The organism is Solemya velum gill symbiont, assembly GCF_002020255.1.
In the GTDB taxonomy this organism is placed as follows: Bacteria; Pseudomonadota; Gammaproteobacteria; order Chromatiales; family Chromatiaceae.
The window spans coordinates 256,290-269,990 of sequence record NZ_MPQG01000002.1 but is presented as its reverse complement, the minus strand read 5'-3'; the positions used below and the strand labels follow the sequence as shown (position 1 = coordinate 269,990).

Below are 13,701 nucleotides of genomic sequence, written 5' to 3'. Positions count from 1 at the left end.
AAGTATCGTGTACAAAACAATCGAGACGACCATTGGCAACACGCCGCTCGTGCGGCTGCAGCGCATTGTGCCGCAAGGCGCAAGTACGCTACTGGTCAAGCTGGAGGGAAACAATCCCGCCGGTTCGGTTAAGGACCGGCCAGCTCTCTACATGATCAAGTGCGCCGAAGAGCGCGGTGACATCAAGCCGGGCGATTGCCTGATTGAGGCCACCAGTGGTAACACAGGTATTGCACTGGCGATGGCTGCTGCGATTAAAGGCTATCGCATGATTCTCATCATGCCCGACAATCTCAGTGTAGAACGCCGTGCCGCCATGCGTGCCTATGGTGCCGAGCTGGTGCTGGTGACACAGGAAGAGGGCATGGAAGGTGCGCGTGATCTTGCCGATAAAATGCAGGACGAGGGCAAGGGTATCGTGCTCAACCAGTTCGGCAATTTCGATAATCCGCAAGCCCATTACGAAACCACCGGTCCAGAGATCTGGCGTGACACCAATGGCGAAGTGACTCATTATGTCAGTGCCATGGGAACCACCGGCACCATCATGGGCACATCGCGTTTCCTGAAAGAGAAAAATCCGGCTATACAAATCATCGGTGTGCAACCGGAAGAGGGAGCCTCTATCCCGGGTATACGCCGCTGGCCGCAAGAGTACCTGCCTACCATTTTTGAATCACAGCGTGTCGATGAAGAACTCGATGTAACCCAGGATGAGGCGGAAGATATGACTCGTCGCCTTGCAGCAGAAGAGGGTATCTTCTGCGGTATCTCCTCCGGGGGCGCTGTCGCTTCGGCGCTCAAGGTTGCACAGAGCAACCCCGGTGCAACCGTTGTTGCCATCATCTGTGACCGTGGTGACCGTTACCTGTCGACCGGCGTTTTCCCCGCAGAATGAATATGCGCTTTATTTACTGCCAGACACTGCCCGATATTGATGGTGCGCGCGCTCTATACGATTTGGATGAGAGCATTAGTGACAAGCAGGTAGCCAAGATCATTTTTCATCATCACACCCAGGAGCAGGGCAGGGATGCAGCATTCCTCGCACCTTTCCAGGCGATGCTGAGCGTGGTTGCCATGTTCGAAATTCGTGATTTTGAGACGCGCCTTGTTATTACAGATATAGCTGATCGCAGCGAGATGGAACTGCTAGCAGCAATTGCACCAAGACTCGATGGACAGCAGGCTCTGTGCTGGGATGATGGTCATCAACTTGAAGCACTGATCAAAACACGTGCGCTTGTTCATGCCGAGTCACTCATGGATCTGCAACTGCAACCGGTCGAGGAAATGCTGTCACTGCGTCCCGGCGATGTCGGTCTCGTGCAGATGGCTGGCCGGCTTGGAATAACCGCGCACAAGACAATCAGTGATGAGTCCGCCTGGGATGTCTACCGTAAAGAAGGCATTACGCCGCTGGTTGATCGTTGCAGGGAGAACCTGCTGGCAACAACCCTGGTTGGCCTGAGAAAAATGTGGCTGGCTGATCTTATCGACGAAGATGAATGTGATGAGTTGAGTGAAGCCTGTCGTGTACACGCCAACAACTATCCAGGCGAATCCCGGAACAAATAATATTAATGGCCAGACGTCGTAGAAAACAGCTACCGCAGGGTAGTTTTCCCGCCACGATTGAATCTCTCAGTCATGATGGCCGTGGTGTCGCACACATCGATGGCAAGGTGACTTTTATCCCGACAACACTGCAGGGTGAAGAGATACAGTTCCACTATAGCTATCGTTCGCGCAAACATGACGAGGGCATACTCGATGGTGTCGACAAGGCGTCTGACGAGCGTGTCGAAGCGGGATGTGCACACTTTGGTATCTGTGGTGGTTGCAGCCTGCAACACATGGCGGCCGAGGCGCAGATGGCTTACAAGCAAGAGGCGCTGATGGATGCTTTCGAACGCATCGGCAATGTCACTCCTGAGGCAGTTGCCGCGCCCTTGCATTCAGAACCATGGGGATACCGGCGCAAGGCACGCCTTGGAGTCAGGCATGTATTCAAGAAAGGACGCGTGTTGGTCGGTTTTCGTGAACGTGGCACCTCCTACCTGGCAGATATCCGTCACTGTAAAGTGTTGCATCCATCTGTCGGTGAGCACCTGGAGGCACTCGGTGACATGATCATGACGCTTTCGATCAGCGAACAGTTGCCTCAGATTGAGGTTGCTGTCGGTGACGATGCAACGGTCATGATTTTCCGCATTCTTGAACCTCTCACCGAGTCGGACGAAAAAACTATTGCCGATTTCTGTGCGCAAAGAGAGTGGACGCCTTATCTGCAGGATGGTGGACCGCAGACGGTCAAGCCGCTGCATGATGCGGCCACGCTGACCTACTCATTGCCACAGGAGTCGCTGCAGTTCGAATTTCTGCCCAACGATTTCACCCAGGTTAACAGTGACATCAACAGGCAGATGATCAGCCAGGCAATGGAGTGGCTGGATTTGCAGGGTGACGAGAAGGTACTGGATCTTTTCTGTGGCCTGGGCAACTTCACCCTGCCACTGGCGCGCAGGGCAGAATCTGTGCATGGTGTTGAAGGTGACACGGCACTGGTTGAACGCGCTCGGCAAAACGCGGTTCGAAACAGTATCGACAATGTCAGTTTTGATGTCGCCAATCTCTACGATGAAGAGACGCCTGCATTCAAGTGGGCAAAGCAGAAGTACGATGCCGTCCTGCTTGATCCACCGCGCAGCGGTGCGCTTGAGATGATGCCGCTGGTGGCAAAAATGGGGGCGGAAAAAATCCTCTATGTTTCCTGTTACCCGGGTACTTTGGCGCGCGATGCCGATGTGCTGGTGAATCAGCATGGCTACCGCATGGTCAAGGCCGGTGTAATGGATATGTTTCCACACACAGCGCACGTCGAATCAATGGCACTATTTGTCAAAGATTGATTTTTCTGTCTGACACCTCCATTATTATTATGCACTGCAGCATGGCTGCAATCAGCAAAACAACCCGGGGCAGTAAATGAGCCGTATAAGCATTACACAGCTTGAAGAGATGAAACAGAAAGGCGAGAAAATCGCCATGCTGACCAGTTATGACGCCAGCTTTACCCGTCAGATTGAAGAGGCAGGTATTGAGACGATTCTCATTGGTGACTCTCTTGGCATGGTCATCCAGGGACATGACAGCACGATACCGGTCACGGTTGATGACATTGTCTACCATGTCAGTAATGTTGCCCGGGTCAGTCGTCGTGCACTGCTGATTGCAGATATGCCTTTTCTCAGCGACAGCTCCCCGCAAAAGGCTCTCGCGACAGCCAAGCGCCTGATGAAAGAGGGCGGAGCCCAAATGGTCAAGCTCGAGGGCGCAGGTGAGCGTCTTGCCGTGATTGAAACCCTGGCATCCCACTCGGTTCCCGTGTGCGGACATCTTGGCTTGTTGCCACAGTCGGTTTTTCTTCTTGGCGGCTACCGTGTACAGGGACGCGAGGAGCAAGAGGCGCAGCAGATGCTGAATGACGCAATTGCTATCCAGGATGCCGGTGCGCAGATGCTCGTGCTTGAGTGCGTGCCACGTCGGCTTGCCGAGGAGATCAGCAAGGCGCTTGTTATTCCTGTCATTGGTATTGGTGCAGGCGCAGCTTGTGATGGCCAGGTACTGGTTGTCTATGACATGCTCGGGATTACTCCCGGAAAGCTGCCAAAATTTGTCAAAAATTTCCTTGAGGGCAGCGGTTCGGTCGCGGCTGCACTTAAAAGCTACAACAGGGAAGTCAAGGAAGGCACCTTTCCTGAAAGCGAGCACGCTTTTCTGTAGGTACTGTCAGTATGATTACGCTGCATGATGTGATTGTATTACGCGCCCGCGTCGCCGATTGGAAGTCGCAGGGCAAACGTGTCGCGCTGGTTCCAACCATGGGCAACCTGCATAGCGGCCATATCTCCCTGGTGGAACGAGCGAAAGAGCTGGCTGATGTTGTTGTCAGCACGATCTTTGTCAATCCCATGCAGTTTGGCGAGGGTGAGGATTTTGACAGCTACCCGCGTACACTTGAAGACGACCAACTGAAACTCGAAGCTGCAGGCAACGACCTGTTGTTTGCTCCACCGGTTGAAGCTGTCTATCCAAACGGCAAGGCACAACAGACAACTGTCTCGGTTCCCGGTGTTTCATCCATCCTCTGTGGTGCTTCGCGCCCGAGACATTTTGACGGCGTCACCACGGTGGTCACCAAGCTGTTTAACATGGTTCAGCCGGATGTCGCCCTGTTTGGTGAGAAGGATTACCAGCAGTTATATATCATTCGCAGGATGACCGAAGAGTTGTCGATGCCGATTGATATCATCGGCTGCCCCACGCAACGTGAAAGTGATGGTCTGGCGATGAGTTCAAGAAATGGCTATCTCACTACAGAAGAGCGTCATATTGCTCCGCGCATTTATCAAATCCTGACGAGCTCAGCCGAGTCGATTCAATCAGGTATGCCGTTTGCAGATGTTCAGCAGCAGGCTCTCAATGCGCTCGGGGAAGCAGGCTTTAGTCCGGACTATTTCGAGATACGTGATGCTGATACTTTGCTTGAGCCTGTTGAATCATCCGATGCACTGGTGTTACTTGTCGCAGCGCGCCTTGGAAGCACCCGTTTGATCGACAATCTGCGCATCTGAAGCACTTGCATACGAGAATTATTCCGGGATTATCTTTCCTTGCAGATATCGAACAAAATCACTAAAAAGCTGTTTTTCGGCCAATTTATATTGCGCACTGCACAAATTCGTGAATAATGTGTCATAATATTGCAACTTTTTTGGCAGTTTCGGCAATTCGAGGGTGAAATTGCCGCTGCTTGCCCCTATTATTCAATTAACACAACGCAAAGTAATTTTGCCTTTAGATAACAGGTTTACAACACGATGCAGCTGACACTTCTCAAATGTAAACTGCACCGCGCGACGGTGACGAACTCGGAACTGGAATATGAGGGCTCTTGTGCGATTGCACAGGACCTGCTCGATGCCGCAGGCATCCTGCCATATGAACAAATCGAGATCTACAATGTCACAAATGGTGAAAGATTTACCACCTATGCAATTGAAGCTGAACGTGATTCGGGAATAATCTCGGTCAACGGTGCAGCTGCACACAAGGCGGATCCTGGTGACATTATTATCATTTGCGCATACGCGCGTATGGATGAAACCGAGGTCAAGACCTTCAAGCCTTCCCTTGTCTATCTCGATGAAAATAACGAGATCAAGAGTTTAGGTGATAGGATTGCGGTACAGGTGGCCTGATTTTATGTAGGAGATTCATGAAAATACTCAAGTCCTCGGCGCTTTTGACAAGCGCGCTGGTTTTATTTCTGGCGGTTGCAAGCGTCCAGGCCGCGGTCAGGGAAGTCCCAATATCGGAGCTGAAACCCAAGTTCCGGCAGACCCAATCCATGCTTCTCATCAGCGACGTGCTGAAGAAGTACCATTATAAAAAACATGTACTCGATGATGCCTTTTCATCACTGATCTTTGATGAGTATCTCGAGCTGATTGATCCCAATAAAAGCTACCTGACAAAAGAGCAGGTTGACACTTTCCGCTTCAACTACGCAAAACTGTTCGATGACGATATTCGCAACGGTCGTCTTGAGCCTGTCTTTACTATCTACAAGGCCTTCCGTGCCGCAGTTGAACGGCAAACAGCCATCGCTCTCGATTTGCTCAAAAAACCAATCGACCTGACGACTGACGAGACCTATCTGATCGATCGAAAGGATGCCCCCTGGCCTGCAGACCAGGCTGCACTCGATGCTCTCTGGGTGAAGCGGGTCAAGAACGATATGCTTGCCATGCGCCTGTCGAAGAAGGATAACGATGAGGCGCTGGAGCAACTCACCAAGCGTTACGAGGGAGTTCGACGTCGTGCTCGCCAGAGTGAGAGCGATGACGTCTTCCTCCTTTTCATGAGTGCCTATGCGGGTGCAATTGAACCTCACACCGGTTACATGTTGCCACGCAATGCAGAAAACTTTGATATCAATATGCGTTTGTCGCTGCAGGGCATTGGTGCAGTTCTCGGTGTCGAGAACGAGTACACCGAGGTACAGAAGATTATTCCCGGTGGACCGGCAGAGAAATCATCCCTGATTCATCCCGGCGACATGATAACCGGTGTGGCTCAGGGCAAGGATGGCGAGATGATTGATGTCATCGGCTGGCGCCTGCAGGACGTGGTAGACAAAATTCGCGGCCCCAAGGGAACCGTGGTTCGCCTGACGATTCTTCCCAAGAAAAGCGGCAGTGGAGGTGCGAGCAAAGAGATTACGCTGGTGCGCGACAATATCAAGCTCGAGGAGCAGGCTGCAAAATCATCCATCATCGAGGGCGAGAAGGATTTGCATGGCCAGAAGATTGGCGTAATCGAGATTCCCGCATTCTATCGGGATTTTGCCGGCGCAAGTTCTGGCAGTAAAGATTTTCGCAGTACCACCCGTGACGTTCGTAACCTGATCGAAGAGCTGCAGGAAAAAGGTGTTGACGGCATTGTTATCGATTTGCGAAATAATGGTGGTGGTTCCCTGATCGAGGCGACAGAACTGACCGGACTCTTTATCGAGTCGGGTCCTGTTGTACAGATTCGTGATTACAACGGTAATGTTGAATCCGAGGTCGACCCTGATCCGGCTATCGCTTATCGCGGTCCGCTAGTGGTCATGGTTAATCGCAACAGTGCTTCTGCATCTGAAATCTTCTCTGGTGCGATTCAGGATTATGGACGCGGCATCATTATCGGTGAACCAACCTTCGGCAAAGGCACGGTGCAGCAACTTATTGAGTTGGGTAATTTCCTCACCAAGGCAAGCGACCTGGGCCGTATGCGTGTGACCATCGCGCAGTTCTTCCGCGTTGATGGCGGCAGCACCCAGCATCGTGGCGTGGTGCCGGATATCCAGTTTCCGACCGTGGTCGAGGTTGATTATGGCGAACGCTCTCTTGATAACGCTCTACCTTGGGCAAGTATTGAGCGAGCCAATCATGATGAGTGGGGTATCGGCAATATCGATGTGGTTCGCAAGCGCTCTGATCAACGTATCAAAAAGGATGCTGGCTTCAAATATCTGAAGGCAGAGGAAAAGATGATTCACAAGATTCTGAATCAGAAGGTTGTCAGTCTCAACGAATCAAAACGTAAAAGTGAATGGAATAAACGCGAAAATGAACGCCTGCGTTTGCACAACAACTATCGCCGCTCGATCGGTCTGGATCGACTGACCAAAAAGGAGTTTCTCGAAGATGATGACCAGCTGCTTGAAAAGCGCAGCGAAGAGGAGAAGCTTAAAGAGGTTGAACTGAAGGAGTCTGCCCGCATATTGGCAGATGTGATTCAACAAGAGCTGGCTCCCGTTATCCGTTCTGCACAGATAGTTGTCAAGGATAAGCAGGACTCGCCTTTTCAACACTGACTGAAGCAGTCGGAGAAGTATTCATGACCCATTTGTTCGATTTAAGCTGGTGGCAACTTGTGCTTGTCGCTCTTGGCCTGACGCATATCACGATTGCCGGTGTGACTATTTTTCTGCATCGTTCACAGGCACACAAAGCTGTTGAGCTGAGCGCACCGGTTAATCACTTCTTTCGTTTTTGGCTATGGCTGACCACGGGCATGGTGACCAAGGAGTGGGTTGCCGTCCATCGACGTCATCATGCCAAGTGTGAGACAGAAGGAGACCCGCACAGTCCCCAGGTTGAAGGTCTCAATCGTGTTCTGTGGCTCGGTGCATGGCTCTATCGCAAGGCGAGCACAAACCAGGAGACTCTCGACACCTACGGCAAGGGCACGCCGGATGACTGGCTTGAACGAAAAATCTATACGCCTTACCCGGGGATGGGCATCAGCCTGATGCTGATAATCGACTTACTTCTGTTTGGCTTTGCCGGCGCTCTGATCTGGGTCGTGCAGATGGCGTGGATTCCATTCTGGGCTGCTGGTGTTATCAATGGAATTGGCCACTATTTCGGTTACCGTAACTGGAATACCACTGATGCCTCGACCAACATTATTCCTCTCGGCCTGGTTATCGGGGGTGAAGAATTGCACAACAATCACCACGCCTTTGCATCGTCTGCACGGCTCTCAAGTCGCTGGTACGAGTTCGATATCGGCTGGCTCTATATCCGCCTGATGCAAACACTTCGCCTGGCGCGGGTGAAAAAGGTGGCACCGAGAATCCGTGTACGCAAGGATATCCGCCTTGTCGATCTTGATACGGTTTCAGCCGTCCTTGGTAACCGCTTGCAGGTTTTTTCCAACTATGCGAAACAGGTGGTCAAGCCGGTTGCCAAATCTGAACTGTGCAGTTCACGCCGTGCGTGCCGTGAAAAATACAAGGCGGTTCGAGGCCTGTTGGCAGACAGTCAGCGCCTCGATGAAGCGGCACGCCAGCGGCTTCAGAAACTTCTTGAAGAGAGCCAGCTTCTCGAGACTGTCTACCAGTTTCAGGAAGGACTTTCGGCACTCTGGGAACGTACAGCTAACAGCCAGGAAGCACGTCGGGAGGCTCTGCAGGAGTGGGTTGTTCAGGCGGAAGCGGCGGGTATCGATGCACTGTCCCGTTTTGCCCGCCAGTTACGTGGCTATAGCGTCACCTCGACTTAGGTGTGAGCGGTTTTTCCCGAAACGAAACAGATTCATTTTGAAAACATCAAGGAGGGTGCATGTTGAAAGTCTATGGAGATACGCAGTCAGGTAACTGCTACAAGGTCAAGCTGTTATTGTCATTTCTGGGTGTCGAGTACAAATGGCAGCATGTGAATATCCTTGATGGTGAAACAGAAACAGAAGAGTTTCTGGCACTGAATCCAAACGGAAAAATACCAGTCGTCATCCTTGATGATGGCAGGGCGTTGTGTGAATCAAATGCCATTCTCGGTTACTTCGCCGAGAATACCGGATTTCTGCCATCAGACAGTTATGCCAGGGCCAAGGTGTACGAATGGCTGTTTTTTGAACAGTACAGTCACGAGCCATATATTGCTGTTGCGCGCTTCATTCAGAAATATCTTGGACTGCCGGAAGAGCGCAGGGCCGAGTATGAATCACGCCAAAGCGGTGGTAACAAGGCGCTGTCAGTTATGGAGCGACAGCTGTCACAAACGCCTTTTCTGGCAGGTGAGTCTCTCTCTATTGCCGATATCTCCCTGTATGCCTATACGCATGTAGCACATGAGGGTGGTTTTGATCTCAACAATTACCCGAATATCAAAGCCTGGTGCATACGCATTGAATCCACTCCGGGTTACACAGCTATTGGGAATTGATAAGATGCCCGCATCTTAGTAGGTGAACGTTAAGTCTTTTTTTCATTCACCCAGTACAGGAAATCTCTGCATGCGCAGGTTTGTTCTTTTTGCCATTGTCTCTCTCTTTGCAGCGCTTCTCTTTTTTGCCTGGACCACCTGGCAACAGGCGCAGGCCTTCGAACGTGAAACCGAGACGATCATTACCCGCTTGAGTGCCGAATCACAGGTGGAGCAGGGTAAAAATCAGTTGCTGGAGTTACTCTCCTTCGGCTATTACGACAACTACTCAAAACATCTCGAAGAGCTCAACCAGCACAAGGAGCTGCAGTCGGCCTATGCCAAGTCGGTTGAAATCATGACCTGGCTGTTTGGCGGCACTGCCTTGCTGTTGCTACTGCTTGCATGGTTTACGCGTTCAGACCTGGGTGACGTTGCTTATGCCATGTTGGGTATCGCATTTATCTCTCTGCTGGTCGGGCTCGCAACACCCATTCTCTCGATCGAGGCAAGCAAGGACCTGCCGGTACTGGGTGAGACCTTGCTGCAGTACCAGTCGAAGGGCGTTCTCTCTACGCTCGATGCCCTCTACGACAACGGCTACTGGTGGCTGGCCCTGGTACTGCTGATATTCAGCGTGGTATTGCCCATGATGAAAACAGCTGTCGGCGGGCTGACTTTCTTCAGCCGTACCAGCCCGCTTCTGGAGAAGTGGTTTCACATCAGCCACCATCTTGGCAAGTGGTCGATGGCTGATGTCTTCGTGGTTGCAATCCTGGTGGCATTCTTTGCCAATAGTGGAGCGGACAGCCTGACACATGCAGAAGTTCGTCCCGGATTATGGTTTTTTCTCGGCTATGTATTATTGTCGATGCTGGCATTCCAGCTTCTTGGCAGGGAGTTGAAACGGGAGTGATTTGCACAGGTGGTCACAGACATGTCGCAAATCCCGTTTATACTTGAATTATGAATAATACGAATCTTCAGCTGATTCTGTTTCGCCATGCGAAGTCTGACTGGGCATCCGGCGCTGCAGATGACTTTCATCGTCCGCTTGCTGCGAAAGGCAAGAAAGCAGCCAAGCATATGGGCAAACTGCTTGCAACCATGGGGCAGGCGCCGGATTTCATTCTTACATCGTCGGCAGTACGTACACACGAGACACAACGCCTCGCATCTGTCAGTGGGCACTGGGGCGCACCGATCGGTGTCACTGATGACCTCTACGAAACAAGTCCTGCTGCTGTGCTTGAGATTATCCGGCAGATGCCAGATCAGTACCGGCGCGTGATGCTTGTTGGACATGAGCCCTGTTGGTCAGAGTTAACGAGTTTGCTAATCGGGGGAGGAGAGGTGCGTTTTCCCACGGCAGCGATGGTGCGTATCGATTTTGATGCCAGGCACTGGTCGCAAATTTCACAGGGAAGCGGCGAACTCAACTGGTTTTTACCACCAAAGCACCTCAAGAATTGCTGCTGAACAGCAAAATCTGCGTTAGAATATTTCTTTTGATGAATTGAAGATCCCGAAACGATGGCGCGAACAGCGGAAATCGAACGCAACACGCTGGAAACACAAATCCGTGTTGCAATTAATCTTGATGGCAGTGGCAAGGCATCCTTTGATACAGGCGTGCCTTTCCTCGAGCACATGCTCGACCAGGTAGCGCGTCATGGGCTGGTTGATCTTGAGATCACCGCAAAGGGTGACAATCACATCGATGATCACCACACAGTCGAGGATATCGGTATTAGCCTCGGCCAGGCATTCGCACAGGCGATCGGCGACAAGAAAGGCATCAACCGATACGGCCACGCGTACGTACCTCTCGATGAGGCTTTGTCACGCGTTGTAATCGATTTTTCCGGTCGTCCCGGCCTGGAGTTTAATGTCGATTTCAGCCGTGCGCGCATAGGTGAATTTGATGTTGACCTCTTCATGGAGTTTTTCCAGGGCTTCGTTAATCATGCCGACGTCACGCTGCACATCGATAACCTGCGTGGACGCAATGCACACCATGTTGCCGAAACAGTATTCAAGGCATTCGGCCGGGCCATGCGTATGGCGCTGGAGGCTGATTCACGCATGGCGGGTGTCATGCCGTCAACAAAAGGCTCACTCTAGGTCCTGAAGATGGAGACAATCGCTGTTGTTGATTACAACCTTGGCAACCTCCATTCGGTTTCCAAGGCAGTAGAACATGTTGCGCCGGACGCCCGTGTGTTGGTGACAGATGATCATGCCCAGATTGCACAGGCTGACAGGGTAGTTTTCCCGGGGCAGGGAGCTGCACGCGACTGTATGAAAGCGATCAGTGATCATCACGTCGAGGCAGCTGTACGCGAGGCCGCCGAGGTTAAACCATTTCTCGGTATTTGCATGGGCCTGCAGGTTCTCATGGAGTACAGCGATGAGAATGGGGGTACGCCTCTTCTTGACCTGTTTCCCGGCCAGGTCCGTCATTTCGCACGCGGCCGTGTCGATGATAATGGAGTGCCACTCAAAATCCCTCACATGGGATGGAGCCAGGTCAATCAAGCCATTGATCATCCGATGTGGCAGGGTATTGACGACCAGAGCCGATTCTATTTCGTCCACAGCTACTATATTGTGCCGGATGACAAGTCGATTGTTGCTGCAACCACGGATTACATTGACCCTTTCGCTTGCGCTATTGCATCGGATAATCTCTTTGCCGTGCAGTTTCATCCGGAGAAGAGTGCTGATGCAGGTCTGCAGTTACTGAAAAATTTCGTTAACTGGAAACCTTAAGGTTTCCAATATATTCAAGACAGGTATTTCCCATGCTGATGATTCCAGCCATCGACCTCAAAGATGGAAAGTGTGTCCGCCTGCGCCAGGGGCGCATGGAAGATGACACTGTGTTTTCCGATAATCCCGTTGACATGGCAGCACGCTGGGTGAATGAAGGCGCACGACGTCTACACCTGGTTGATCTCAATGGTGCATTCGAAGGTAAACCGGTTAATGGTGATGTCGTGCGTGCGATTGCTGACAGGTGGCCGCAATTACCGTTACAGGTGGGTGGTGGTATTCGTGATGCCGAAACCATTGCAGCCTATATCGATGCGGGCGTTGATTACTGCATTATCGGAACAAAAGCGGTACGTGAACCCGAATTTGTTGATGAAGTCTGCAAACAGTTTCCCGGGAACATTATTGTCGGCATTGATGCAAAAGATGGCATGGTTGCAGTTGAGGGCTGGGCCGAAGTGTCCGATGTGTCGGCAATCGACTTGGCAAAACGTTTCGAGAGTGCCGGCGTCAGCGCTATTGTCTATACGGATATCAGCCGTGACGGTATGATGCAGGGAGTCAATCATGAGGCCACTGCCGAGCTTGCAAGGGCAATTTCTATTCCTGTTATCGCCTCTGGCGGCATTACTGATATCTCGGATATCTCAAGACTCATGCAGGTTGAGGATAGTGGCATTATGGGTGCTATTACCGGCCGTGCCATCTACGAGGGAACGCTTGATCTTGCAGAAGCGCAGCACCTGGCTGACTCCTGACCGGATAGTATTCTCCGGCTTCGATAATTTCATGTCACCGGCCCAATTATTTCGTCACATCGGGCTTGTTAAATTCGTCACCCCGGGCTTGACCGGGGGGCATCCAGAACAGTGCACTAACTCCCAGGTATCGGCTCAGGACCGACATGAGTTGGTTTATTTCTTCTTTTCCCTGCCAATCTCGCTGATTGAGATGTTAGGAACGGGGTCGATGGCAGGGCTGCTTTCACCCTCACCCGGCACAAAAAACTTGTGACCGTTAATCATGGCGGATATTTCCGCACTGTTCCCTTTCAGGTCATGCAAAACGACCGCAAGGATATGCAGCAACATGATGGTGAAGAGAATGTCGGCCAGGATGCCGTGCAGGGAAGGGAGGTAGATCCCTGCAAGAATCGGCATATTGCCCTGTACAAATCCACTCACGGCCTGCAACAGCAGCAGGGCGATGATAAAGATATAGATAGGCGCCCAAAGCGGGTTGTGTGCGTACCAGCGTGGAAGCGGCATGCGTCCGAACGAGAGATAGAAGCGCAGCATCTCGCCAATCTTTTGCCACTGGGGGTCTGGTGTTAATGCCTTCAGACTGGCATTCCCCTTGTCAGTAAACAGCAGCAGGATACGCAGCAATAGACCGAGCGTGAAGACAGGTGCAAGCAACAGGTGTATATCAATCGTGGCATCCGCGATGATGGGCGCCTTGTCGATCAGCCATCCGCTAGCGAAAAGGGCCAGCCCGGACAATGCGATTACCCAGTGGGCGACTCGCTGCCATTTGCTCCAGATCAGGATGCGTTGAATTCCGGTTGCACTTGCCAAGTGTGATATTCCTGCAGTGGTTCATAAAGGCGTATTGTACCGTCTGTTGCATCGCAATGAGGCAAGATATCTCAATCTGAATTGCCGCC

At 51.8% G+C, this 13,701-nt stretch carries 15 protein-coding genes; 14 read left to right on the top strand and 1 reads right to left on the bottom strand.

The genetic code is table 11. The features are described 5' to 3' along the window. Positions 1-4: 4 nt before the first annotated feature. The 14 genes from cysM to hisA all read left to right on the top strand — a co-directional run bounded on the left by cysM (position 5) and on the right by hisA (position 12,793). On the top strand, positions 5-898 hold the full coding sequence (gene cysM, locus BOW06_RS03365) for a cysteine synthase CysM (protein ID WP_078462825.1): 894 nt from the start codon (positions 5-7) through the stop codon (positions 896-898). Positions 899-900: 2 nt separating this feature from the next. Next, complete coding sequence (locus tag BOW06_RS03360; protein WP_043115331.1) at positions 901-1,578, top strand: hypothetical protein; 678 nt, start codon at positions 901-903, stop codon at positions 1,576-1,578. Positions 1,579-1,583: 5 nt separating this feature from the next. Next, positions 1,584-2,912: a 23S rRNA (uracil(1939)-C(5))-methyltransferase RlmD gene (rlmD, locus tag BOW06_RS03355; protein ID WP_078455002.1), complete on the top strand. Its 1,329-nt coding sequence runs from the start codon at positions 1,584-1,586 to the stop codon at positions 2,910-2,912. A gap of 76 nt (positions 2,913-2,988) precedes the next feature. Further along, entirely contained in the window at positions 2,989-3,786 is a 798-nt protein-coding gene (gene panB / locus BOW06_RS03350; protein ID WP_043115334.1) for a 3-methyl-2-oxobutanoate hydroxymethyltransferase, read from the top strand. Positions 3,787-3,797: 11 nt separating this feature from the next. Continuing rightward, positions 3,798-4,637 (top strand): pantoate--beta-alanine ligase, encoded by an 840-nt coding sequence (panC, locus tag BOW06_RS03345; protein WP_043115336.1) that lies wholly within the window; start codon positions 3,798-3,800, stop codon positions 4,635-4,637. Positions 4,638-4,883: 246 nt separating this feature from the next. Then, positions 4,884-5,264 (top strand): aspartate 1-decarboxylase, encoded by a 381-nt coding sequence (panD, locus tag BOW06_RS03340; RefSeq protein WP_043115338.1) that lies wholly within the window; start codon positions 4,884-4,886, stop codon positions 5,262-5,264. 149 nt (positions 5,265-5,413) lie between these two features. Continuing rightward, positions 5,414-7,426 (top strand): carboxy terminal-processing peptidase, encoded by a 2,013-nt coding sequence (locus BOW06_RS03335; protein WP_256857941.1) that lies wholly within the window; start codon positions 5,414-5,416, stop codon positions 7,424-7,426. A gap of 23 nt (positions 7,427-7,449) precedes the next feature. Next, positions 7,450-8,619 (top strand): DesA family fatty acid desaturase, encoded by a 1,170-nt coding sequence (locus BOW06_RS03330; RefSeq protein WP_078454260.1) that lies wholly within the window; start codon positions 7,450-7,452, stop codon positions 8,617-8,619. A 62-nt stretch (positions 8,620-8,681) separates the two neighbouring features. Continuing rightward, positions 8,682-9,281 (top strand): glutathione S-transferase family protein, encoded by a 600-nt coding sequence (locus BOW06_RS03325; RefSeq protein WP_043116534.1) that lies wholly within the window; start codon positions 8,682-8,684, stop codon positions 9,279-9,281. Between the two features lie 70 nt (positions 9,282-9,351). After that, positions 9,352-10,176, top strand: coding sequence for a paraquat-inducible protein A (locus tag BOW06_RS03320; RefSeq protein ID WP_052131935.1), 825 nt, complete (start codon positions 9,352-9,354; stop codon positions 10,174-10,176). Positions 10,177-10,226: 50 nt separating this feature from the next. Beyond that, complete coding sequence (locus BOW06_RS03315; protein ID WP_043115343.1) at positions 10,227-10,739, top strand: SixA phosphatase family protein; 513 nt, start codon at positions 10,227-10,229, stop codon at positions 10,737-10,739. A gap of 54 nt (positions 10,740-10,793) precedes the next feature. Beyond that, positions 10,794-11,384 carry an imidazoleglycerol-phosphate dehydratase HisB gene (gene hisB / locus BOW06_RS03310; protein WP_043115344.1) on the top strand — a complete coding sequence of 197 codons (591 nt, stop codon included), beginning with the start codon at positions 10,794-10,796 and terminating at the stop codon, positions 11,382-11,384. Positions 11,385-11,393: 9 nt separating this feature from the next. Next, complete coding sequence (gene hisH / locus BOW06_RS03305) at positions 11,394-12,032, top strand: imidazole glycerol phosphate synthase subunit HisH (RefSeq protein WP_043115346.1); 639 nt, start codon at positions 11,394-11,396, stop codon at positions 12,030-12,032. Between the two features lie 32 nt (positions 12,033-12,064). After that, the gene (hisA, locus tag BOW06_RS03300) at positions 12,065-12,793 is read left to right on the top strand and encodes a 1-(5-phosphoribosyl)-5-[(5-phosphoribosylamino)methylideneamino]imidazole-4-carboxamide isomerase (RefSeq protein ID WP_043115347.1); all 729 of its coding nucleotides are present in this window, start codon (positions 12,065-12,067) and stop codon (positions 12,791-12,793) included. A 156-nt stretch (positions 12,794-12,949) separates the two neighbouring features. Here the strand turns inward: hisA and BOW06_RS03295 are convergent, their stop codons facing one another. Further along, positions 12,950-13,612 carry a cytochrome b/b6 domain-containing protein gene (locus BOW06_RS03295; protein ID WP_052131936.1) on the bottom strand — a complete coding sequence of 221 codons (663 nt, stop codon included), beginning with the start codon at positions 13,610-13,612 and terminating at the stop codon, positions 12,950-12,952. Positions 13,613-13,701: the final 89 nt, after the last annotated feature.